We start from the raw sequence: 21,365 nt of genomic DNA on the forward strand, positions 1-21,365 counted from the left end.
CCTTCGAGAGGGAGAACGCTCGAACCGAGATGTGTGAATGCGATAGCCGCCCGCGGGGAGAGGAGTATTCCCGCGCCCCTCCTTTCAAGCGATTCTCAAAATATCGTCCGCCTACTTGCACTCTTCCCGCGTACGCTTCATCGCCTCGCCGAAGCCGTCGAGGGCGTATTCGTCGGTCGAGGTGTTGCCGCGCTGCGAGACGGCCTTGACGACGACCTTCTTGCCCCGGGCCATCTCGGCGACGACCTTGCCCTCGTCGGCCGGGTTCTGCACCCAGGCATTGGCGCCCTTCACCACCAGCGCGTAGCGGGCCGAGCCGATCGCCAGGCTCGGATCGGAGGCGCTGGAGGACGGCGCCGGCACCGCGCCGTTCGCCGCCGCGGTCGTCGCCTGGCTGCTGCCCGGCTTGGGCGCGAAGCCGAGCATCACCGCGACCTCGTTGTTGACCTTTTCGCCCTTGCGCACGGTGACGAAGAGATAGGCCGGATCGCGCTTGAGGCTCTTCGGGAGCCGCACCTGCGGCTGGCTGATGGCGTAGCAGATGCGCGACTTGCCCTCGCCGGCGGCGAAGACGTTCCAGTCGCCGAAGGTGCCGATCGGGCTGGCCTGGAGGCTCGGGGGCGCGGCCTCCGCCTTGGGCTTCGGCCGGGCTTCGGCGGGCAGGACGAGGAGGGACAGGCCGGCGGCGGCGAGGAGGGATGCGCGAATCATGCGGGCACTCTAGTCGCGGGGGGTACGCTTGCCCACCCGATTGCCGGAAAATGCGGCGGAATCAGTGGGCTACACACACGTCCCGACGAATTGCTGCGGTGCAGGAATGACCCGCGGCCCCCGGTGGGGCATGGTCCGGCCTTACGGAAACGTATGCCGAGAGGCCGCGAAGGTCGCATGACTGCCCCATCCCCGTCGGACCTGCCCGAGACCATCCCGGTGCGCGAGGCGCACCGCTTCCCGACCGAGGCGCTGGAGGCCTTCCTCGCCGAGCAGGGGCTGGGGCGCCTGCGCGAGCTGCGCCAGATGCGCGGCGGCCAGTCGAACCCGACCTTCCTGGTCATGGCCGAGGCCGGCGAATACGTCCTGAGGAAACAGCCGCCGGGCAAGCTCCTGCCCTCGGCCCACGCGGTCGACCGGGAGTTCCGGGTGCTGCAGGCCCTGTCGCGCACCGACGTGCCGGTGCCGCAGGCGGTGGCCTATTGCGCCGATCCCGCCGTCATCGGCACGCCGTTCTACCTGATGGAGCGGCTGCACGGCCGGGTGTTCTGGGACCCGATGCTGCCCGAATTGCCGCGCGAGGAGCGGGCGGGCATCTATGACGGCATGAACGAGGCCCTGGCGCGCCTCCACCTCGTCGACCCTGCGGCGATCGGGCTTTCCGATTTCGGCCGCGCCGGCAACTACTTCCAGCGCCAGATCGAGCGCTGGTCGAAGCAGTGGACCGCCTCGAAGACCCGCGAGAACGCGGCGATCGACCGCCTCGCCGAGTGGCTGCCGGCCCATGTCCCGGCGGACAGCGACGAGACCCGGATCGTCCACGGCGATTTCCGCCTCGACAACATGATCTTCCACAAGACCGAGCCGCGGGTGATCGGCATCATCGACTGGGAGCTGGCGACGCTCGGCCATCCGCTGGCCGATCTCGGCTACAACTGCATCGCCTACAACACCGACCCGTCCGCCTATCGCGGCATGCTCGGGCGCGACCTTGCCGCCCTGGGCATCCCCACCCAGGACGAGTACGTGCGCCGTTATTGCGAGCGCACCGGGCGCAAGGACGGGATCACGCCGTTCCACGTCGCCTTCGCGCTCTTTCGCCTGGCGGTGATCCTCGAGGGCGTGCTCGCCCGCTCCAAGGCCGGCAACGCGTCGAGCGACGAGGCGAGCCAGAAGGGCGCGCTCGGCATCGCGCTCGCCGAGCGGGGCTGGGAACTGGCGCAGGGGTGACAGCAGGGCTGAGCCGTCGCCCGACGGCCCGTCACGCCCGGGCGGCATCCTCGCGCTCGCGGCGCCGCCGCAGGCGGGTGACGCCGTAGATCGTCGCGAGCCGCAGGCGGGCGGAGCGAACCGGGGGAGCGCTACGCTCGGCCTGCACCGCCGCGATGGTGCGGAGCGCCGCCGCGACGGAGCGCTCCAGAGCCGCGGTGTCGTCGCCGCTGGTGATACGGACGGGCTGCATCGGGATGTCCCCTCCTGCTGTCTTGCTCTGCTGACTTGCCTTCGGTTTGACCCGGACAATCCGGCGCGGGCGGGGCCGGATCGTGGCAAGTCCAGGCCGCGATCAAGACTTTCTTCATGATTCAACAGGGTGTCTTCGCTCGTTCGCCGTCCCGGGGCCTGCATGCCGCCGGGACGGCGGCGCCTCGTTCGGGCGATCAGAGGACCGGCCAGGCCGCCGACGCGGCCACAGCCACGTCGAACACGCCCTCCACACCCTCGCGCCAGAGCGAGAACAGGGTGGGCGGGCTGAGCGCCAGGACGGCGTGGATCTCCCGGCGGCCGGGACGCAGCTCGGCGCCGAGGCGTTTGGCGAGCGCCCGCATCGGGCGATTGCCGGCGAGGCAGCGCAGGTGGAGCCGGCGCGTGCCGCCGTTGCGGGCGGCTTGCGCGAGGCGCGCGCCGAGCGCGGCGCCGAGCCCGCGCCCGCGATGGCTCGGCGCCACCGCGAAGGCGATCTCGGCCTCGGCCGTCGCCCCGGCGGGACGCAATTCGCCGACGCCCCGCAGGGCGCCCTCCGCGAAGGCGCCGAAGACCAGGCCCTCGGCGGAGACGGCATGGACCGCGTAGGCCGCCGCGGCGGCCTCGCTCACCGCGCCCATGAAGCGGTCGAAGCGGGAGTCGGGGTCGAGACCGCGGAACAGGGTGACGACCGCGTCGCGGTCGGTCGACCAGAGGCGCCGGATCTGGAGGTCGGCAGGAAGCCGAATGTCGGGACCGGCGGGCAGTGGGGTTTCTGGCATTCTCGAGGTGCACTCCGGACGGGGGACGGCACGATCTCGAGCGTTTCCTCATCCCAGTCGGCGACCGGGATTGTGCAATGCAGCAGATGGGGACGCCGTTCCGGGGTTGCAGGGCACGACGGCCGTGCCCTCGGCGCATGACGCCGCCATGATCCCACCGCATTGCACAGGCCCGCGCGCCGGGATAATCCCCTCCGCGTGACGCAAAGCTCCGCTTCCGCCGCCCGTGGCCCTGTCGCCACCCGCTACGACGCCCTGATCGAGTCGGGGGCGATCGAGCGCGATTCCGCCCAGACCGACCTCGTCGCCCGCCTCGACGCATTGATCCGCGACCTCGCCGAGGTGCCGCCTCCGGACAAGCCCGGCCTCCTCGGCCGGCTGTTCGGGCGCCAGCCGGAGCCGGTGGCGGGTCCCCGCGGCCTCTACGTCTGGGGCCTGGTCGGGCGCGGCAAGACCATGCTGATGGACCTCTTCCACGAGGCGGCCCCGAACCCGAAGCGCCGGGTGCATTTCCACGCCTTCATGGGCGACGTGCACGAGCGCATCCACCGCCACCGCCAGGCGGTGAAGCAGGGGACAGTGAAGGGCGACGACCCGATCCAGCCGGTGGCCGAGGCGCTCGCGGCCGACGCCCGCCTGCTCTGCTTCGACGAGTTCACCGTCACCGACATCGCCGACGCGATGATCCTCGGGCGGCTGTTCACCGCGCTCTTCGCCCGCGGCGTGGTGATGGTGGCGACCTCGAACGTCGAGCCCGACCGGCTCTACGAGGGCGGATTGAACCGCGCCCTGTTCCTGCCCTTCATCGAGCAATTGAAGGAGCGGGTCGCGGTGGTGCGGCTCGATTCGCGCACCGACTTCCGCCTGGAGAAGCTCGGCGGCAGCCCGGTCTACCACGTGCCGGCCGACGAGGCGGCGGCCACGGCGCTCACGGGGGCGTTCCGGGCCCTGTCGGGCGAGGCGCAGGGCCGGCCGACGACGATCACCGTCAAGGGCCACGAGGTGGCGATTCCCGAAGCGGCCGGCGGCGTCGCCCGCTTCACCTTCCCGGATCTCTGCGCCCGGCCGCTGGGTGCGGCCGACTACCTGGCGCTCGCCGAGCGCTTCCACACCGTGATCGTGGAAGACATCCCGGTCATGGACATGCCCCAGCGCAACGAGGCCAAGCGCTTCATCATCCTGGTCGATGCGCTCTACGACACCCGCACCAAGCTGCTGGCTTCCGCCGCCGCCGAGCCGACCGGGCTGTATCTCGCCGATTCCGGCCGCGAGGCGTTCGAGTTCGAGCGCACGGTCTCGCGCCTGATCGAGATGCGCTCGGAGGAATACCTCGCCCTGCCGCACGGACGGCCGGATTCCGGGGCCTCGGGCAGCACGACGGGGCTGGTGGAGACCTGACCGCCCGCCCGGCGCGCTTCTTGATTGCGCCGCATTTCGCGCGCCGAAGCGGCGGCGCATCCGCGCTGTTAGATCTTTATCACCGAGGCCTCCGATGACCCCCTCCCTCAGTCCGACCGACTTTTCGCCGGAACGCGCCGTCGCGGCGATCTCGCGCTGGCTGGCGGTGGAGAGCCCGACGGACTCGGCTGACGGCGTCAACCGGATGATGGACCTCGTCGCCGGGGAGGCCGCCGGCTTGGGCCTCGCCGCCGAGCGGGTGCCGGGCCGCGACGGCTTCGGCGACAACCTGATCCTGCGGGCGGGGCCGCGGACGGGTGAGCCCGGCATCCTGGTCCTGTCCCACCTCGACACCGTGCATCCGATCGGCACTCTCGCGAACGATCTGCCGATTCGGGTCGAGGGCGACCGCCTCTACGGCCCGGGCGTCTACGACATGAAGGGCGGCGCCTGGCTGGCGCTCCAGGGCTTTGCCGCGGCCTCCCGCTCCGGCCTCGCCCGGCGTCCCCTCACCTTCCTGTTCAGCAGCGACGAGGAGACCGGCTCGGTCTCGACCCGCGGGCTGATCGAGGATCTGGGCCGATCGAGTGCCGCCGTACTGGTGACGGAGCCCGGCCGCGACGGCGGCAAGGTGGTGACCGGGCGAAAAGGCGTCGGGCGCTTCGACGTCCATGTCGAGGGCCGGCCCTCGCATGCCGGCACCCGCCACGCCGACGGCCGCAATGCCATCCGGGAGGCCGCCCGTTTGATCCTGGAGATCGAGGGGCTGACCGATTACGCACGCGGCGTCACCACCACGGTCGGGACGATCAGCGGCGGCACCGCCGAGAACGTGGTGCCGCAGCATTGCCGCTTCGCCGTCGATTTGCGGGTCGTCACCGCCGCCGACGGCGAGGATTATGCCGGCCGGATCCTGGGCTTGCGCGCCAGCCAGGATTTTCGCGTGACGGTGACCGGCGGCATGAACCGGCCGCCCTACGCCTCGCAGGCGGGGGCCGCCCTCTATGCCCACGCCAAGGCGCTCGCCCGCGACGAGCTCGGGCTCGATCTCGGCGAGGTGCCCCTCACCGGCGGCGGCTCGGACGGCAACTTCACCGCGGCTCTCGGCATCCCGACCCTCGACGGGCTCGGCATCGACGGCGACGGGGCGCATACGCTTCAGGAATACGGCCTGATCTCCTCGATCGCCCCGCGGATGCGGCTGATGCAGCGGCTGCTGGAGACGCTGTAAGGAGGGGCGGAGCGATCTTTCGCCCCCGCCCCGCGTTGCCGGCCCGCATCCTGCACGGATGCGGGACCGCCACGGATGACAGGCGCGCATGACCGACCGCCACAACCCCTGGGTGACGCTCTCGCGCGAGCGCCGCTACGAGGACCGCTATCTCGGGCTCGACCTCGACCGGTTGCGCCACGAATCCGGCCGCGAGCATCCCCACGTTGCGCTCCGCTTCAAGGTGTTCGGGGTCGCGGTGCTGCCGGTCGATCCGCAAGGCCGCGTCAGCCTGATCGGCCAGTACCGCTACGTGCTCGACCGCTTCACCTGGGAATTGCCCCGCGGCTCCGGCCCGGTCGCCGACGACGCGCTCGCCACCGCCCGGCGCGAACTGAAAGAGGAAACCGGCGACGAGGCGGAATCCTGGCTCGAATTGCTGCGCCTCGACGCCTCGCCGGGCATCTCGAGCGAGCGGGTGCCGGGCTTCGTCGCCTGGAACCTGACGCGCGGCCCGGCCCATCCCGACCCGCAGGAGAGCCTGCGCATCCGCCGCCTGCCCTTCGCCGCGGCGGTCGGCGAGGCCCTGTCGGGCGCGATCACCGACGGGCCGAGCGTGGCTTTGCTCCTGTGCCTGGCCGAGCGGGCCCGACGGGGGGATTTGCCCGGGGATCTTCTGGAGTTGCTGCGGAGGTAGCGGCTGGGCGCGGGAAGCCCCCTCCCCCCTCTGCGGCAGGGCTGTCCGGAGAAAGGAAAAGGCGCGGGTTTCCCCTCTCCCCGCGGGCGGGGAGAGGGCCGTGTTCCCGTTCAGGGAACACGGCTAGCGAAGGCGAAAGCCGGAGCGAGGGTGAGGGGGTGTTTCCGGAGGAGCCTCACGCGTCGAGACCCCCTCACCCTCGCCCTTCGGGCTCGCCGTGCCTCCTGAACGGCGGCACGGCCCTCTCCCCGCCCGCGGGGAGAGGAGAAAAACCGCGCTTTATCTTTCCCCGGACAGCCCTGCGCAGGGGGGAGAGAGAAACCCGCGCTGTTCTTGTCTCGAAGATTTCCCCAAACAGCCCTGCTCGGGCGGGAGAGGAGAGAACCTGCGCCTCATCTTCCCCGAAAACAGCCTCGCATGGGCAAGGCGAGAGACCACCTCACCGCGCAGCCAATTCCCGCAGCAGCGTCTCATGGAACAGGTCCGGCGCCTCGACCTGCGGCGCGTGGCCCAGGCCCTCGAACGTCACCAGCCGCGCCCCCTCGATCCGCGCCGCGACCTCCGGCCCGAGCTTATCGTAGCGCCCGAGCGTCTCGGCCAGGGCCGGCGCGGCGCGGTTGGCGCCCGGGGCGGTGCGGTCCTTGGTCCCGACCATCAGCACGGTCGGCACGCGCAGCCGGTCGAACTCGTGCACCACCGGCTGGGTGAACACCATGTCCGAGGTCTGGGCCTGGTTCCAGGCCACGCGCTCGGCGCCGGGACCGGCATAGAGGCCGGCCTGCATGTCGACCCAGCGGTCGTAGGCCGGCTTCCACTGGCCATTGTAGTAGAACTTGAGCTGGTAGGCCTTGATGCCGGCCGCACCGGTCTTGCGCTCGGCGGCATAGGCCGCGTCGATCGTCTGGTAGGGCACGCCCTTGGCCTGCCAGTCCTCGAGCCCGAGGGGATCGACCATCACCAGTCGATCGACCGCGTCCGGGAACATCAGGGCGTAGCGGGCCGCCAGCATGCCGCCCATCGAATGCCCGACGATGGTCGCCCGCTCAATGCCCAAAGCCGCGAGGAGTTCGTGCGTGTTGGTGGCGAGTTGGCTGAAACTGAACTGGTAGCCGGCGGGCTTCGTCGACTTGCAGAATCCGACCTGGTCGAGGGCGAGCACCCGGTAGCCGGCCCGCGCCAGCACGGAGGCGGTGTCGCCCCAGGTCGCGGCGCAGAAGTTCTTGCCGTGGAGCAGCACCACGGTGCGGCCGTTCGGACGCTCCGGCGTGATGTCCATGTAGGCCATCGACAGCTCCTGGCCCTGCGACGCGAAGGCGTGGCGCCTGACCGGGTAGGGATAGTCGAACCCTTCGAGCTCCGGCCCGTAGGAGGGGGCGGCCACGGCGGCGGTCGTGGAGAGGAGCAGGAGGGCGAGGAGCGGCAGACGCATGGGGCGGGTCTCCGGTGACGGGGAGGCTCTTACAACGCGCCGCCCGCGCAGAGTCATGCGCGGGGCCTGACCCGCGCTTGCGTTTCGGGACCGGTCCCGCCATATAGGCCTCGGGAGGTTGGCGAGGGACGTTTCACTCGCCAACCGGGTCAGGTCCGGAAGGAAGCAGCCCTAACGAGACCGAGCGGGTTTTCGTCCAGCCTCCCACCCTTTTCCCTTTCAGGAGCGCGTGCGCCCCCGCTCCGGGGGCCTGCCTCACGACCCTGCGAGCGCATGGACGAGACCTCCGGCACGCCCTCGATCGACGAGCCGGGTCTCCCCGGGTTCGGTGCGGTCCCGAACCAGCAGCCCAGCCGGCAGCCGGCCCCCGCCTACCGGGTCCTGGCGCGCAAGTACCGCCCGAAGGATTTCGACGACCTGATCGGCCAGGGCGCCATGGTGCGGACCCTGGCGAACGCCTTCGAGGCCGGCCGCATCCCGCAGGCCTGGATGCTGACCGGCGTGCGCGGCGTCGGCAAGACCACCACCGCCCGCATCCTCGCCCGCGGCCTCAACTACGCGCTCCCCGACGATCCGAATGCCGGGCCGACGATCCGGCTGCCCGCGCTCGGCCTGCACTGCGCCGCCATCATGGAATCCCGGCACATCGACGTGCTGGAGATGGATGCCGCCTCGCATACCGGCATCGACGACGTCCGCCAGATCATCGACGGCATCCGGTACTCGCCGGTCTCGGCGCGCTACAAGGTCTACATCGTCGACGAGGTCCACATGCTGTCCGAGAAGGCGTTCAACGCCTTCCTGAAGACGCTGGAGGAACCGCCGCCGCACGCGAAGTTCGTCTTCGCCACCACCGAGATCCGCAAGGTTCCGGTCACCATCCTGTCGCGCTGCCAGCGATTCGACCTGCGCCGGGTCGAGGCAGGCATCCTCATCGCCCATCTCCAGAAGATCTGCGACGCGGAGGGCGTCTCGGCCGAGGCCGAGGCGCTCGCCGCCATCGCGCGCGCCGCCGAGGGTTCGGTGCGCGATTCGCTCTCGCTCCTCGACCAGGCGATCGCCCACGGCGCCGGCCACGTCACCGCCGAGACGGTGCGCGACATGCTTGGCCTCGCCGACCGCGCCCGGGTCGTCGACCTGTTCGAGGCGGCGATGCGCGGCGACGTGCCGGCCACCTTTTCGGAGCTGCGGGCGCAGCACGAATCCGGCGCCGATCCGGCGGTGGTGCTCTCGGATCTCGCCGAGTTCACCCATCTCGTCACGCGGCTGAAGCTCGCGCCCGATTCGGCCCGCAGCGACACCTCCCTCAGCGAGGTCGAGCGGGTGCGCGGCGGAGATTTCGCCGACCGGCTGTCGGTGCGGGCCCTGTCCCGCGCCTGGCAGATCCTGCTCAAGGCGATCCCCGAGGTCCAGGCCGCGACCCGGCCGCTGGCGGCAGCCGAGATGGCGCTCGTCCGCCTGATCTACGCCGCCGACCTGCCGACGCCGGACGAGGCCCTGCGCCAGGTTCGCGAGGGCGGCAGCCTCGCCCTGCCGGCCCGGGCGCCGAACGCCGCCCCGTCCGGCGCCTCCGCGGTGGCGAGCCCGCCCGCCCGGGCGGCGGCTCCCGCGGTGCAGGCGGCGCCTGCACCGGTCACCGCGATGCGGGCCGTGAGCGGCGCAGCGCCGGCCCTGCGCGACCTGCCGGAGGCGCGCGCTGAGATGCCGCCCGCCGCCGCCCAGGCCCGTGGACCGGCCCCTTCCCCGGCGATGCCGCGCCCGACCCTGGTGCCGTCGGCGCCGGCTCCCCAGCCTGCCCCGCAGGCCGCCGCAGCGTCGAAGCCCGAGACCGGCCCGCGCCTGCGCCGGTTCGAGGACGTGGTGGCGCTCGCCGACGAGCGCCGCGACATCGGCCTCAAGATGGCGCTGGAACGCGACGCCCACCTCGTCCGGTTCGAGGACGGCCGGATCGAACTCCGCCTCGCCGAGGGCGGGCGGGCGACGCTCGCCACCGACCTCGCCAACGCGCTCCATGCCTGGACCGGCCGACGCTGGGTGGTGGCCCTGTCGCAGGAGACCGGCGAGGCGACGCTCGACGCCCAGGCCAAGGCCGCGGTCAAGAGCCGCCACCAGGGCGCGGCGAGCCATCCGCTGGTGCAGGCGGTCCTGAAGAATTTTCCGGGCGCCCAGATCGTCGACGTGCGCGACAAGGCGCCCGATCCGCCCGATCCCGGCGACGCGGCACCCTCGGATTCCGACGATCCGGATCTATAGTCGACGGCCCGCCGGCACCCCACATCCGCCTGACGATTGTCTCACTCACACCGCGAGGACGCCGCCATGGACATCATGGGACTGATGAAGCAGGTCCAGACCATGCAGCAGAAGGCGGCCGACCTTCAGACCGAACTCGACGGCGTGCTGGTCTCGGGCGCCTCCGGCGGCGGCTCGGTCTCGGTGACGATGACCGCGAAGGGCGACGTGAAGGGGCTCAGCCTCGACGCGTCGCTGCTGGTGCCGGACGAGAAGGAGATCCTCGAGGACCTGATCGTCGCGGCACTCAACGACGCCAAGGCCAAGGCCGAGCGGGCCGCCCAGGAGCGGATGCAGGAACTGACCAAGGGCCTGCCGCTGCCGCCGGGCATGAAGCTGCCGTTCTAGCTTTTTTCTGGTCGACCCGGAGTTTCGCACGCCGGATCGTGCGCATTCCCCTCTCCCCGACAGATCCCGGGCTTGCCCGGGATCTGCAAGCGACGGACGAAGTCGGGCAGGCCCGACTTCGTTGCGGGGAGAGGGGAAGGTCCGTGCCTCCGCGTCCTGCGCACCGCACACCACGAAGGTCCCACACCCCATGCCCCAGGCCGTCGCGGGTCCGGAGATCGAACGGCTGATCCAGCTCCTGGCCCGCATGCCGGGCCTGGGACCGCGCTCGGCCCGCCGGGCCGCCCTCCAGCTGATCAAGAAGCGCGAGACGCTGCTGGCGCCCCTCGCCGATGCCATGAAGGTCGCCTCCGACCGGATCGTGGTCTGCCACGAATGCGGCAATGTCGACACGCAGGATCCCTGCACGATCTGCCGCGACCAGAGCCGCGACCCCTCGATGCTGGTGGTGGTCGAGGACGTGTCGGACCTGTGGGCGCTGGAGCGCTCGGGCGCCGTGACGGCGCGCTACCACGTGCTCGGCGGCGTGCTCTCGGCGCTGGACGGGGTGCGGCCGGAGAACCTGAACCTGAGCCGCCTGGTCGAGCGGGTGAGCCAACCTGAGATGCGCGAGGTGATCCTGGCCCTCAACGCCACCGTCGACGGCCAGACCACCGCCCACTACGTCACCGAGCTCCTGACCCACCTGTCGATCAAGGTGACGCGGCTCGCCCACGGCGTGCCGGTCGGCGGCGAGCTCGACTACCTCGACGAGGGGACGCTGTCGGCGGCGATCCGCCAGCGCACCGCGTTCTAGCGTTCGATATCGGGTTTGACCCCGGGGACACGAATCCTTATCTCCCGGAAACTTAGATGGCGCTCCCGCGGCGCCCCGTCCCCCGATCCTGCTGGCGCCCGAATGAGCATCCGTCCCCTCGTCATCCTGCCGGACGCGCGCCTGCGCGAGATCTCGGTCCCGGTCGGTACGATCACCGGCGACGTGCGGAAGCTCGCGGAGGACATGCTGGAGACGATGTACGACGCTCCCGGCGTCGGTCTCGCCGGCATCCAGATCGGCGAGCCGGTGCGCATCGTCACCATCGACACCTCGAAGGAGAAGGACGAGCGCAAGCCCCTCGTCCTGCTCGATCCCGAGATCGTCTGGACCTCGCAGGAGACCCGTCCCTACGAGGAGGGCTGCCTGTCGATCCCCGATTACTATGCCGAGGTGATCCGGCCCGACCGCGTGCGGGTGCGGTTCCGCACCCTCGACGGCGAGACCGTGGAGCAGGAGGCCGATGGGCTGCTCGCCACCTGCCTCCAGCACGAGATCGATCACCTCAACGGCGTCCTGTTCATCGACCACCTGTCGAAGCTCAAGCGCGACCGGGTGATGAAGAAGTTCGCCAAGGCGGCCAAGCGCGAAGCCGCGTAGGATGCCGCTCAAGGTCGTGTTCATGGGCACCCCGGATTTCGCGGTGCCGACCCTGGCCGAGATCGTCGGCGGCGGCCACGAGGTCGTGGCGGTCTATACCCGCGCGCCCGCGCCGGCGGGTCGCGGCATGGCCCTGCGCCCCTCGCCGGTCCAGGCGCTGGCGGAAAAATTCGGGCTTCCCGTCCTGACCCCGACGAGCTTGCGCACCGAGGAGGCCGCCGAGACCTTCCGGTCTCACGAGGCCGACGTCGCGGTGGTGGTCGCCTACGGGATGATCCTGCCGCCGGCGATCCTCGACGCGCCGTCCCTCGGCTGCCTCAACCTGCATGCCTCGCTGCTGCCGCGCTGGCGCGGCGCCGCGCCGATCCAGCGCGCCGTGATGGCGGGCGACACGGAGACCGGCGTCGCGGTGATGCGGATGGAGCCGGGCCTCGATACCGGCCCGGTCGGCATGGTCGAGCGGATGGGGATTACCCCCGACATGACCTCCGGCGAGCTTCACGACCGGCTGATGCCGCTCGGCGCGGACCTGATGGCGCGGGCGCTCGGCGCGCTGGAGCGCGGCAACCTGCAATTCCGGGCGCAGAGCGCGGAGGGCGTCGTCTACGCCCACAAGATCACCAACGAGGAGGCGCGGCTCGACTGGTCGCAAGCCGCCCAGACCCTCCACGACCGGGTGCGCGGCCTGTCGCCGTTCCCGGGCGCCTACCTGATGGCCGATCTCGGCCGCGGGACGGAGCGGGTGAAGGTGCTGCGGGCCCGCCTTGCGGAAGGCTCGGGGGAGCCCGGCACCCTGTTGGATACCGCCGGCACGGTCGCCTGCGGCGAGGGCTGTTTACGCATCGTCACCGTGCAGCCCGCCGGCAAGGGCGCGATGGCGTTCGCGGACTTCGCCCGCGGCCGGCAACTCGTGCCGGGCGCCCGCCTCGCCTGATGCCCCGCTACAAGCTCGTCGTCGAGTATGACGGCACCGCCTTCGCCGGCTGGCAGCGCCAGGCCGCCGACCGCTCGGTGCAGCAGGCGCTGGAAGAGGCGATCGCCCGCTTCGTCGGCGGCCCGGTGCGGGTCCACTGCGCCGGGCGCACCGATGCCGGGGTCCACGCGACGCATCAGGTCGTCCATCTCGACCTCGACAAGCCGTGGCGCACCGACACCGTGCGCGATGCCGCCAATGCCCATCTGCGGCCCGAGCCGGTGGCGGTGATCTCGGCCGTCGAGGTGGGCCCGGATTTCGACGCCCGCCACTCGGCGATCAAGCGCCATTACCGCTACCGCATCCTCAACCGCCGCTCCCCGCCTGCGCTGACCCGCGGCTTCGTCTGGCACGTCCCCTGGGCGCTCGATGCCGGGCCGATGCACGAGGCGGCGCAGCTGATGCTCGGCCGGCACGATTTCTCGGCCTTCCGGGCGGCGGAGTGCCAGGCCAACAGCCCGGTCCGCACCCTCGACCGCCTCGACGTGGCGCGGGAGGGCGAGGAGATCGTGGTCGTCACCGCGGCGCGCTCGTTCCTGCACCATCAGGTCCGCGGCATGGTCGGCACCCTGATGCTCGCCGGCGGCGGCCGGCTCACCCCGCAGGGCGTGCGCGACGTGCTCGATTCCCGCGACCGCACCCGCTGCGGGCCGCTCGCGCCCTCGGGCGGGCTGACGCTGATCGGGGTGGATTATCCGGCGGAGCTGGCCTGACCTTGGGTCAGTGAGACGCTTGTCGGTCTCGGGCGTTTCTGACATCGTCGGCGATGCCGGAGCCGGACCACCGACCATGACCGCCATCGCCTTCGATACCTATGCCATGGTCCGCCGCCTCAAGGCATCCGGCCTGTCGGAGGATCAGGCTGAAGCGATCACGGGTGCGCTGAGGGACGGGCGCGAGTCGGATCTGGCTTCGCTCGCGACCAAGGCCGATTTGCGGGAGACCGAGGTCGCGCTGAAGGCAGACGTCCGGGAGACCGTGGCTGCGCTGCGGACTGAAGTGCGAGAAGACACATCTGCCCTGCGGACCGAAGTGCGGGAAGACATATCTGCCCTTCGGACTGAAATGCGGGAAGACATATCTGCGCTGAAGACAGATTTGCGGGAAACCGAAAGTCGCCTGGACGCGAAAATCACGGATCTTTCCCACAAGGTCACAGACCTATCCCACCGCATGGATCTCAACTCGGCGAGTGCCCAGGCCGAGATGAAGCTCCTCGAACAGCGGATGACCGTGAAGCTCGGCGCCCTGGTCGCCGCCGGCATCGGCATCATGATCGCGGCCTTCCGCTACATGCCGCCCGCCGGCCATTGATACGAAATCCGGAAGATCCCTTCCGGATTTCGTATCACCAGCCCGCGCGGCGCTTGAGCGAAGCCGACTTCCGCATCGCGAAGCGATCAATCGGAAGTCGTATGAGGGTTCCCGGGACGACCAGACGCCCGCTCACACCAGCGCATGCGCCGCACCCGCAAAGGCGAGGATCAGCCCGAAACAGGCGAGCGTGACCAGGGCCGCCGCCGGCCCCGGCAGGCCGAGGATCGCCCTTGAGGCGCGGCCGTGCAGCCACAGCATCACCACCGCGAAGGCACCGGCCTCCAGCGCCGCGAGGCCCGGCGTCGCAAGGCCCAGAAGCAGCAGGCCACCGGGCAGCGCCAGGGCGACGAGGCCCGCCGCCAGGAGCCAGTTGGTCACGACCACGAACGGCACGTAGGCCCGGGTCCGGCCGAGGCGGCGCAGGAGCGCGATCATCAGCAGGGGCACGGCCAAGAATGCCGCCGCCAGCCCGGCGATCAGCGCCACCGTGACGTGGTCGAGCTGGAACGGCGCCGTGCCGGTCCCGCGCTCCAGGAACAGGGCCACCGTCACCGTGGGCGCCGTGAGCCAGACCGCGCCGAAGGAGCGCCAGAACCCGCGCTCGCTCACGTCGAAATGGCGCAGCGCGTCGGGCCGCCGGCCGATCAGCCCGGCGGTGCCGCGCAAGGACCGGGTCACCTCGTCAGCGCTCACGAACATCGGCGGCCTCCCGAACATCGAGGCCGCCAGGTTCAACTTTCGTCTAATGACGGTCAAGCCTGACGCTGCGTCGCAGCGGCCTCGGGGAAATACGCGTCCAGCACCCGGCCGACGATCGCCGCCAGCCGGTCGAGGTCCGCCACCGCCACCCGCTCGTCGATCTGATGCATCGTCTGCCCGACGAGGCCGAACTCGATCACCGGGCAGGCATCCTTGATGAAGCGGGCATCCGAGGTGCCGCCGGTGGTGGACAGCGCCGGCCGGAGGCCGGTCTCGGCCTCGATCGCATCCGCGACCTGCTCCACGAAGGCGTCGGGCTTCGTCAGGAAGGCGACGGAATTGGTCGGGCGCAGGTCGAGGCTGTAGCGCACACGATTGCCGGCGGCTGCGGCGAGGCGGTTTTCCAGCTCGGCGGCCAGGGTCTCGGGGGTCCAGAGGTCGTTGAAGCGGATGTTGAAGGTCGCCCGCGCCTCGGCCGGGATCACGTTGGTCGCCGGGTTGCCGACATCCATCGTGGTGAATTCGAGGTTCGAGGCGTCGAAATGAAGCGTTCCGGCGTCGAGCGGCTCGGCGAGCAGCCCCTGCGCCAGGCGCAGCAGGCCGGGGATCGGGTTCTCGGCCCGGTGCGGATAGGCGACGTGGCCCTGGACGCCGTGCACGACGAGGTCGCCGGTGAGCGAGCCGCGCCGGCCGATCTTGATCATCTCGCCGAGGGTATCGGGGTTCGTGGGCTCGCCGAGCAGGCAATGGCTGAACCGTTCGCCCTTCGCCCGGGCCCAGTCGAGGAGCTTGACGGTGCCGTTCACCGCCGGGCCCTCCTCGTCGCCGGTGATCAGGAAGGCGATGGCGCCGCCGAAATCCGGCCCGCGCCGGTCGAGGAAGGCCAGGACCGCCGCCAGCATGCAGGCGATGCCGCCCTTCATGTCGACGGCGCCGCGGCCGAACAGCTCCCCGCCCTCGATCACGGCGCCGAACGGGTCGTGGCGCCAGGCCACGGCATCGCCCGGCGGCACCACGTCGGTATGGCCGGCAAACAGCAGGCACGGCCCCTCGCCGATGCGGGCGTACAGGTTCTCGATGTCCGGCGTGCCGGTGTCCGAGAAGACCGGACGCTCCACCGCGAAGCCGGCCGCCGTCAGAATCCCGGCGAGATAGGCGAGCGCCCCGCCCTCGTGGGGCGTCACGGAGGGACAGCGGATCAGCCCCTGGGCCAGGCTGAGGGGGGAATGGGAATCGGTCACGGGCAGCCGGTGGTTCGAGGGCCTACGCAGTACCGGGAGCCCTAGCGCCGAACGCCGCGGATGAGAACCGCCGCCGTCGAGGGCCTTCCCCGCGCACCGCCGCTCGCTTAAATCGTCCCGGATGAGCGCACTCAGCCCCGACGAGATCGAACGCTACGCCCGCCACATCGTGCTGCGGGAGGTCGGCGGCCCCGGCCAGGTCCGCCTCAAGGCGGCCCGCGTGCTGGTGATCGGCGCCGGCGGTCTCGGGGCGCCGCTGATCCAGTACCTGGCGGCGGCTGGAATCGGCACGATCGGCATCGTCGACGACGACACGGTCTCGCTCTCGAACCTCCAGCGCCAGGTGATCCACGGCACGCCCGACATCGGACGATTGAAGGTCGAGAGCGCGGCGCAAGCCGTCGCCCGGCTCAACCCGCACGTCCGGATCGAGACCCACGCGACCCGGCTGACGCCGGACAACGCCGAAGACCTGATCGGGACTTATGACCTCGTCGCCGACGGCTCGGACAACTTTGCCACCCGCTACGCCGTCTCGGATGCCTGCTACCGCGCCCGCCGGCCGCTGGTGACAGCGGCGCTCGGCCAGTTCGACGGCTCGCTCACCACGATCCGCGCCCACGAGACCGGGGCGGACGGCACGCCGAACCCGACCTATCGCTGCCTGTTTCCGAGCCCGCCGCCGGCCGGCTCGGTCCCGACCTGCGCCGAGGCCGGCGTGCTCGGGGCGCTCGCCGGCCTGATGGGCTCGCTGATGGCGCTGGAGGTGATCCGCGCGATTGCGGCATTCGGCGAGCCGCTGGTCGGCCGCCTGCTGATGGTCGATTCGCGCTCCTTGCGCTTCGAGACCCTGTCCTATGCCTGGGATTCGGGGAACCCGCTGAGCGGGACGGACCGGTAAGGCCCGCCCCGGGACAAGTCAGGCCGCCCGGATCTCGCCCAGGAAGCCGTCGACCTCCCGCTTGACGGTGAGGGATTGCGTCGCCAGGTCGGCGGCGGCCGACAGCACCTGCGCGGCAGCGCCGCCGGTCTCGTCCGCCAGCGAGCGTACGCGGGCGACGCTGGCCGAGACGTCCTGGGTGCCGCGGGCGGCTTGCGTGGCGTTGCGGGAGATCTCCGCCGTCGCGGCGGTCTGCTCCACCACCGTGGCGGCGATGGCGCCGCTGATTTCGTTGAGCGCCGCGATCGTGCCGCCGATCTGCCGGATGGCGGTGCTGGCCCGGTCGGTGGCGGACTGGATCGCCGTGATCTGCCCGCCGATCTCCTCGGTCGCCCGCGCCGTCTGGCCGGCGAGCTCCTTCACCTCGGCGGCCACCACCGCGAAGCCCCGTCCCGCCGCCCCGGCGCGGGCCGCCTCGATCGTGGCGTTGAGCGCGAGCAGGTTGGTCTGGCTGGCGATGGCCGAGATCGTGGTGACGGCGGCCCCGATCTGGGTCGCGGCGGTGCCGAGGCTCGCCATGGCGGCGTTGGTGGCCTCGGCCTCGGTCGCGGCGTGACCGGCGACCTCCCGCGAATGGACCACCTGGCGCTCGATCTCGCGCAAAGAGGCCACCATCTCCTCGGCCGCCGCCGCGACGGTCTGGACGTTGGCCGAGGTCTCCTCCGCGGCGGCGCTGGAGGCGACCGCCTGGGCGTTGGTGCCGTCGGCGACCTGGGTCATCGAGCGGGCGGTGGCGTCGAGTTCGGAAGCGGCCGAGGTGACGATCTCGAGCGAGCCGGCGACCCGCTGCTGGAAGGCGGTGATCAGGGTATCGACCCGGTCGGCGCGGCGCTGGCGGGCGGAAGCCTGCGCGGCCTGATCGGCCTCGAGCGCGATGCGCGCGACCGCGTTCCGGCGGAAGACCTCCACGGCGCGGGCCATCTCCCCCATCTCGTCGGTAGCGTCCCGCGACGGGACCGCGACGTCGGTCTCACCCGCGGCCAGGCGGCTCATCGCCCGGGTCATGCCGGCGATCGGACGGGTGATGCTGCGCCCGATCAGGAAGGCCAGGGCGGCGCTGATCGCCAGGATGAGGGTCAGGAGAACGACCTGCCCCTGCTTCGTCGAGGCCATCGTGGCGCTGCTGCGGCCGGCCATGTCCTGGAGCGCCGCATCGAGCTTGCCGCGCACCTCCGCGCCCGAGGCGGCGAGCCCCTCCGCCTTGGTCTTCAGGCTCTGCTCGTACAGGGCCTCGCTCTCGAGCATCGCCGAGGCGGCCGCCGTGATGTGGCGATTGAGGCGGTGCAGGCCCTCCTCGACGGTGCCGAGGTCCCGCCGCTGCGCCGGCGTGAGGTTCAGCGCCTTCAGCGTCGCGATCGTCGCCTCGGCCCGGGTGAAGTTCGCCGCCGAGAGGGTGCGGGTCTTCGGGTCGGTGGTCGCCAGGAAGCGCCAGTTCATGACCCGGAACAGCAGCAGCGTCCGCTCGATCTCCACCGCCTGGGCCAGGATCGCGTCGTCGTCGCCGCCGGACCGCAGCTGGGTGACGAGTGCGCCGGAGGCCTTGGTCAGGTCGTCGCCCGAGGTGTAGACGCCGGCCTTGTTCTCGCGGATCTCGGTGCCGAGCGCGATCAGCTTCGGCAGGTCCGCGGCGAGACGGTTCGCCTGGTCGCGCAGGCCGGCATAGAGTGCGCGCCGCTCCTCCGACAGGGCCCGCTGCATCAGGCCGTCGGCGAGCTGCATGACGTCCGACAGGCTGGACTGCATCCCGGTCGCCGCCTCCGGCGTCGGCGTCGTCCGGTACTTCAGGCTCTGGGCCAGGAAGCGGTCGGTCATGCCGTTCAACGTGTAGAGCTCGCGGGCGGCCCGCTCGAGCTGGGCCTTGGTCCGGAACGCGTCGTCGAGGCTGTCGGTCTGCCGATAGGCGAACCCGCCCATCACGGCTGCCAGGAGCGCCAGGAGCGTGAAGCCGCCGAACAAGCGTGCACGCAGGGGGAGTCGCATGGATTGGTTGCCCGCCCAGGGAATATTAGAAGCGTACGTTGCGTCATATTGTAAAAAATTCCGTAAATATTTCCGATTTTGTCGCAATAATTGACCTTATTCCCGTCAAAGAACTTACGTCATGATGCGGCGAAACCGACAATATCGCGAACCGACGACGCGTCCGCGCCATGGTAAATTTTCATATCGCATGATTCTTCATCAAACAACTCGAAGCATAATCGCCTCATTTTTCAGCTTTTCGCGCACCGGAGCGGCACACCCGGATACGGGATACGATCGGCGCGCGGCGCCTCGCGCGGTCCCGAAAGTCCGGCACCGCCGCATCGCGGACCCGTGGGACGATTGTCCGGACGATCCGTTCCGACGGCCGCATGAGAGCCCGTCCTGTCGCCGCGCGGCCACAGGACGGCCCGTTTCATTTTCGCCTTCGTATCGTGGCCGTTCGAAAGCTTGACCGGGCTGCCCCCGCCCTGCCCCATGGCGTCACCGCAGGTGCAACAAGAACGCCGCGGGCGTTGTGGGGGAACGACGATGGGCAAGGGTTTCGGGCGCCTGCGCCGGGTGGGATGGGCGGCTGCGTGGCTCGCCGGCACGGCGATCGCGGGCGTGCAGGGCGCCGCGGCACAAGGGGTGGCAGGGTTCGGCATGGCGGGACCCGGCGTGACCGGGCTCACGGTCTTCGGCGACAGCTACGCCGATACCGGCAACATCGTACGCCTCACCGGCCGCCCCCTCCCCGCCCCTTACGTGAACGGCCGCTACTCCAACGGCGCCAACTTCGTCGACGGACTCCAGGCGATCTACGGCCTGCCGAGCGGTGCGGTGACCAACTACGCCGTCGGCGGCGCCCAGACCGGCACCGGCAATGTCAGCTCGCCCCTGCTGCCGGGCCTGACCCAGGAAGTGGCGGCGTTCCTGGCGAGCGGCCAGCGCCTCGGCCCCGGCAACCTCGTCGCCGTCAATATCGGCGGCAATGACGGCATCGCGGCGACGCTTTCGGGGCTCACCCCGGCGCAGGCCCCGTTCCTCGGCCGGGCCTCGGCGGCGAATGCCGTCGGCAGCGTCGGCCAACTCGTCGGCGCCGGCGCGCAGACGATCGTGTTCAACGGCTTCACCACCCTGAACGGCCTGCCGCGGGTGGCCGCCTCCGGCAACGCCGCCGCGGGCGACCTCTTCGCGCGCAGCTACTTCGACGGGTTGCAGGCCGGCCTCGCGCCGTACGCGTCCGCCGGCACCCGGATCTTCCTCCTCGACAACGGCCAGATCTTCCAGCGCATCATCACCGATCCGGGCCGCTACGGCTTCACCAACGCCACGGCTCCCTGCGCCCTCGCCGCCGCCTGCATCACGGCGCCGAAGGCGGTGCAGAACACCTTCCTCTCCCTCGACGGCGTGCACCTGACCGAGGGCGGCTACCTCGTCCTGTCGCGCTACATGGCGAATGCCGTGGCGGCGCCGAACGGCATCGCCGCGCAGGCCGAACTCGGCCAGATCGGCACGACGAGCTTCGCCGGCGCCCTGCTCCAGCGCCTCGACGCCTACCGGCTCTTCGCGCCCGGTCCCGGCGAGGCGACGGGCGCACTCGCTGCCACCGGCGTCGCACCGCTCGGCGCCCCGGAAAGCCCGCTCATCATCTGGGGCCAGGGGGGCTATGCCGGCGGCGGCAGGGCCACCCGGGGCTTCGCCACCGGCTACGATTACGACAGCCCGAGCGGCACGATCGGGATCGAGGCCACGCCGACCCCGGGCGTGCGCTTCGGCTTCGCCTTCAACTACGCCAACCCGCACGCCAATTTGCGCGGCGGCGCCGGCTCGATCGACGTCGACAGCTACGGCTTTGCCGCCTACGGCTCGTTCACGGGTCGGAACCTCTTCGCCGACGCGGTCCTGGCCTATGGCCGCCACGACTATTCCGTGACCCGCCCGGGCGTGATCGACCCGCTGACCGGCGCCACCGGCGGCGACAGCGTCGCGGTGGCGGCGAAGGCCGGCTACCTGTTCGACACCGTCGGCCCGGTCCGCCTCGGCCCGATCGTCGGCCTGACCTACGCCACCACCCGGGTCGGCGCCTATACCGAGCGCGGCGACCCGGTGCTGACGCAATCGGTCGGCACCACCGGCCTCGACTCGCTCGTCGGCCGCGCCGGCCTGCAGGTCCGCGCCGCGCCGTTCAGCCTGGTCGGCCTGCCGGTGCGCGCCTTCGTCAACGTCACCGCCGAGCACGAATTTTTGGACGGCGGCCGCACGCTGGTGACCTCGCTGACCTCGACCCCGCTCCTGCCGATCCTGACCCCGCTCGGCCGTGGGACGCGGAGCACCTACGGTCTCGTCGAGGCGGGCCTCGCCGCCGACGTGACGCCGGGGGTGAGCCTGACCTTGACCGGCGGCACCACCTTCGCCCGGACGGGCGGGGATGGGTATGCGGTGAATGGCGGGTTGACGTTGCGGTTCTGAGCGGGCCGCCCGCGAA

Annotated in this window: 20 protein-coding genes and 1 other RNA gene; 14 read left to right on the top strand and 7 right to left on the bottom strand. The window is 71.0% G+C overall.

The genetic code is table 11. The features are described 5' to 3' along the window. Nucleotides 1-111 precede the first annotated feature (111 nt). Entirely contained in the window at nucleotides 112-711 is a 600-nt protein-coding gene (locus AC3AOF_RS16645; protein ID WP_236989796.1) for an invasion associated locus B family protein, read from the bottom strand. Between the two features lie 177 nt (nucleotides 712-888). Between AC3AOF_RS16645 and AC3AOF_RS16650 the strand changes: the two genes are divergently transcribed. Continuing rightward, nucleotides 889-1,941 carry a phosphotransferase family protein gene (locus AC3AOF_RS16650; protein ID WP_488345930.1) on the top strand — a complete coding sequence of 351 codons (1,053 nt, stop codon included), beginning with the start codon at nucleotides 889-891 and terminating at the stop codon, nucleotides 1,939-1,941. Between the two features lie 31 nt (nucleotides 1,942-1,972). Here the strand turns inward: AC3AOF_RS16650 and AC3AOF_RS16655 are convergent, their stop codons facing one another. Then, nucleotides 1,973-2,173, bottom strand: a complete 201-nt coding sequence (locus tag AC3AOF_RS16655; protein ID WP_236989794.1) for a hypothetical protein — start codon at nucleotides 2,171-2,173, stop codon at nucleotides 1,973-1,975. A 196-nt stretch (nucleotides 2,174-2,369) separates the two neighbouring features. Continuing rightward, nucleotides 2,370-2,954, bottom strand: coding sequence for a GNAT family N-acetyltransferase (locus AC3AOF_RS16660; protein WP_488345931.1), 585 nt, complete (start codon nucleotides 2,952-2,954; stop codon nucleotides 2,370-2,372). A gap of 198 nt (nucleotides 2,955-3,152) precedes the next feature. On the opposite strand from AC3AOF_RS16660, the gene zapE reads away from it, so the two are divergent. The 3 genes from zapE (at nucleotide 3,153) to AC3AOF_RS16675 (ending at nucleotide 6,259) form a co-directional block, all read left to right on the top strand. Further along, complete coding sequence (gene zapE, locus AC3AOF_RS16665) at nucleotides 3,153-4,352, top strand: cell division protein ZapE (RefSeq protein WP_236989792.1); 1,200 nt, start codon at nucleotides 3,153-3,155, stop codon at nucleotides 4,350-4,352. Between the two features lie 94 nt (nucleotides 4,353-4,446). After that, nucleotides 4,447-5,583, top strand: coding sequence for a M20 family metallopeptidase (locus AC3AOF_RS16670; protein WP_236989791.1), 1,137 nt, complete (start codon nucleotides 4,447-4,449; stop codon nucleotides 5,581-5,583). Nucleotides 5,584-5,671: 88 nt separating this feature from the next. Beyond that, complete coding sequence (locus tag AC3AOF_RS16675; protein ID WP_236989790.1) at nucleotides 5,672-6,259, top strand: NUDIX domain-containing protein; 588 nt, start codon at nucleotides 5,672-5,674, stop codon at nucleotides 6,257-6,259. A gap of 439 nt (nucleotides 6,260-6,698) precedes the next feature. Here AC3AOF_RS16675 and AC3AOF_RS16680 read toward each other — a convergent pair whose 3' ends face one another. Then, nucleotides 6,699-7,688, bottom strand: a complete 990-nt coding sequence (locus tag AC3AOF_RS16680) for an alpha/beta fold hydrolase (RefSeq protein ID WP_488345932.1) — start codon at nucleotides 7,686-7,688, stop codon at nucleotides 6,699-6,701. A 112-nt stretch (nucleotides 7,689-7,800) separates the two neighbouring features. Between AC3AOF_RS16680 and ffs the strand changes: the two genes are divergently transcribed. The 8 genes from ffs to AC3AOF_RS16720 all read left to right on the top strand — a co-directional run bounded on the left by ffs (nucleotide 7,801) and on the right by AC3AOF_RS16720 (nucleotide 14,029). Then, an RNA gene (gene ffs, locus AC3AOF_RS16685) (signal recognition particle sRNA small type) lies at nucleotides 7,801-7,897 on the top strand. A 64-nt stretch (nucleotides 7,898-7,961) separates the two neighbouring features. Further along, entirely contained in the window at nucleotides 7,962-9,941 is a 1,980-nt protein-coding gene (locus AC3AOF_RS16690) for a DNA polymerase III subunit gamma/tau (protein ID WP_488345933.1), read from the top strand. Between the two features lie 66 nt (nucleotides 9,942-10,007). Then, on the top strand, nucleotides 10,008-10,328 hold the full coding sequence (locus AC3AOF_RS16695) for a YbaB/EbfC family nucleoid-associated protein (protein ID WP_488345934.1): 321 nt from the start codon (nucleotides 10,008-10,010) through the stop codon (nucleotides 10,326-10,328). Between the two features lie 190 nt (nucleotides 10,329-10,518). After that, the gene (gene recR, locus AC3AOF_RS16700) at nucleotides 10,519-11,124 is read left to right on the top strand and encodes a recombination mediator RecR (RefSeq protein ID WP_488345935.1); all 606 of its coding nucleotides are present in this window, start codon (nucleotides 10,519-10,521) and stop codon (nucleotides 11,122-11,124) included. A gap of 102 nt (nucleotides 11,125-11,226) precedes the next feature. Next, nucleotides 11,227-11,742, top strand: a complete 516-nt coding sequence (gene def, locus AC3AOF_RS16705) for a peptide deformylase (protein ID WP_236989785.1) — start codon at nucleotides 11,227-11,229, stop codon at nucleotides 11,740-11,742. A 1-nt stretch (nucleotide 11,743) separates the two neighbouring features. Further along, a complete protein-coding gene (gene fmt / locus AC3AOF_RS16710) occupies nucleotides 11,744-12,676 on the top strand; it encodes a methionyl-tRNA formyltransferase (RefSeq protein WP_488345936.1) in 933 nt (310 codons plus the stop codon). Next, complete coding sequence (truA, locus tag AC3AOF_RS16715; protein ID WP_236989783.1) at nucleotides 12,676-13,428, top strand: tRNA pseudouridine(38-40) synthase TruA; 753 nt, start codon at nucleotides 12,676-12,678, stop codon at nucleotides 13,426-13,428. The genes fmt and truA overlap by 1 nt, the downstream gene beginning before the upstream one ends. 76 nt (nucleotides 13,429-13,504) lie before the next feature. Next, nucleotides 13,505-14,029, top strand: coding sequence for a coiled-coil domain-containing protein (locus AC3AOF_RS16720; RefSeq protein WP_488345937.1), 525 nt, complete (start codon nucleotides 13,505-13,507; stop codon nucleotides 14,027-14,029). 132 nt (nucleotides 14,030-14,161) lie between these two features. Here AC3AOF_RS16720 and AC3AOF_RS16725 read toward each other — a convergent pair whose 3' ends face one another. Beyond that, nucleotides 14,162-14,731 carry a hypothetical protein gene (locus AC3AOF_RS16725; protein ID WP_488345938.1) on the bottom strand — a complete coding sequence of 190 codons (570 nt, stop codon included), beginning with the start codon at nucleotides 14,729-14,731 and terminating at the stop codon, nucleotides 14,162-14,164. Between the two features lie 53 nt (nucleotides 14,732-14,784). After that, complete coding sequence (dapE, locus tag AC3AOF_RS16730; protein ID WP_488345939.1) at nucleotides 14,785-15,972, bottom strand: succinyl-diaminopimelate desuccinylase; 1,188 nt, start codon at nucleotides 15,970-15,972, stop codon at nucleotides 14,785-14,787. A 121-nt stretch (nucleotides 15,973-16,093) separates the two neighbouring features. Here dapE and AC3AOF_RS16735 point away from each other — a divergent pair, with 121 nt between their 5' ends. Next, nucleotides 16,094-16,873 carry a HesA/MoeB/ThiF family protein gene (locus AC3AOF_RS16735; RefSeq protein ID WP_488345940.1) on the top strand — a complete coding sequence of 260 codons (780 nt, stop codon included), beginning with the start codon at nucleotides 16,094-16,096 and terminating at the stop codon, nucleotides 16,871-16,873. 18 nt (nucleotides 16,874-16,891) lie between these two features. Here AC3AOF_RS16735 and AC3AOF_RS16740 read toward each other — a convergent pair whose 3' ends face one another. Then, nucleotides 16,892-18,892: a methyl-accepting chemotaxis protein gene (locus AC3AOF_RS16740; protein ID WP_488345941.1), complete on the bottom strand. Its 2,001-nt coding sequence runs from the start codon at nucleotides 18,890-18,892 to the stop codon at nucleotides 16,892-16,894. A 534-nt stretch (nucleotides 18,893-19,426) separates the two neighbouring features. On the opposite strand from AC3AOF_RS16740, the gene AC3AOF_RS16745 reads away from it, so the two are divergent. Next, a complete protein-coding gene (locus AC3AOF_RS16745; RefSeq protein ID WP_488345942.1) occupies nucleotides 19,427-21,349 on the top strand; it encodes an autotransporter domain-containing protein in 1,923 nt (640 codons plus the stop codon). Nucleotides 21,350-21,365 lie beyond the last annotated feature (16 nt).

Source organism: Methylobacterium sp. 142-1Y (assembly GCF_057747795.1).

What these genes read in the sequence shown, in the direction of transcription:
- fmt (WP_488345936.1), top strand. Translation starts at nt 11,744, where the DNA reads ATGCCGCTCAAGGTCGTGTTCATGGGCACCCCGGATTTCGCGGTGCCG.
- truA (WP_236989783.1), top strand. Translation starts at nt 12,676, where the DNA reads ATGCCCCGCTACAAGCTCGTCGTCGAGTATGACGGCACCGCCTTCGCC.
- AC3AOF_RS16645 (WP_236989796.1), bottom strand. Translation starts at nt 711, where the DNA reads ATGATTCGCGCATCCCTCCTCGCCGCCGCCGGCCTGTCCCTCCTCGTC.
- AC3AOF_RS16725 (WP_488345938.1), bottom strand. Translation starts at nt 14,731, where the DNA reads ATGTTCGTGAGCGCTGACGAGGTGACCCGGTCCTTGCGCGGCACCGCC.
- AC3AOF_RS16660 (WP_488345931.1), bottom strand. Translation starts at nt 2,954, where the DNA reads ATGCCAGAAACCCCACTGCCCGCCGGTCCCGACATTCGGCTTCCTGCC.
- AC3AOF_RS16690 (WP_488345933.1), top strand. Translation starts at nt 7,962, where the DNA reads ATGGACGAGACCTCCGGCACGCCCTCGATCGACGAGCCGGGTCTCCCC.
- recR (WP_488345935.1), top strand. Translation starts at nt 10,519, where the DNA reads ATGCCCCAGGCCGTCGCGGGTCCGGAGATCGAACGGCTGATCCAGCTC.
- AC3AOF_RS16720 (WP_488345937.1), top strand. Translation starts at nt 13,505, where the DNA reads ATGACCGCCATCGCCTTCGATACCTATGCCATGGTCCGCCGCCTCAAG.
- AC3AOF_RS16735 (WP_488345940.1), top strand. Translation starts at nt 16,094, where the DNA reads ATGAGCGCACTCAGCCCCGACGAGATCGAACGCTACGCCCGCCACATC.
- AC3AOF_RS16650 (WP_488345930.1), top strand. Translation starts at nt 889, where the DNA reads ATGACTGCCCCATCCCCGTCGGACCTGCCCGAGACCATCCCGGTGCGC.
- AC3AOF_RS16695 (WP_488345934.1), top strand. Translation starts at nt 10,008, where the DNA reads ATGGACATCATGGGACTGATGAAGCAGGTCCAGACCATGCAGCAGAAG.
- AC3AOF_RS16745 (WP_488345942.1), top strand. Translation starts at nt 19,427, where the DNA reads ATGGGCAAGGGTTTCGGGCGCCTGCGCCGGGTGGGATGGGCGGCTGCG.
- AC3AOF_RS16680 (WP_488345932.1), bottom strand. Translation starts at nt 7,688, where the DNA reads ATGCGTCTGCCGCTCCTCGCCCTCCTGCTCCTCTCCACGACCGCCGCC.
- def (WP_236989785.1), top strand. Translation starts at nt 11,227, where the DNA reads ATGAGCATCCGTCCCCTCGTCATCCTGCCGGACGCGCGCCTGCGCGAG.
- AC3AOF_RS16670 (WP_236989791.1), top strand. Translation starts at nt 4,447, where the DNA reads ATGACCCCCTCCCTCAGTCCGACCGACTTTTCGCCGGAACGCGCCGTC.
- AC3AOF_RS16675 (WP_236989790.1), top strand. Translation starts at nt 5,672, where the DNA reads ATGACCGACCGCCACAACCCCTGGGTGACGCTCTCGCGCGAGCGCCGC.
- AC3AOF_RS16740 (WP_488345941.1), bottom strand. Translation starts at nt 18,892, where the DNA reads ATGCGACTCCCCCTGCGTGCACGCTTGTTCGGCGGCTTCACGCTCCTG.
- AC3AOF_RS16655 (WP_236989794.1), bottom strand. Translation starts at nt 2,173, where the DNA reads ATGCAGCCCGTCCGTATCACCAGCGGCGACGACACCGCGGCTCTGGAG.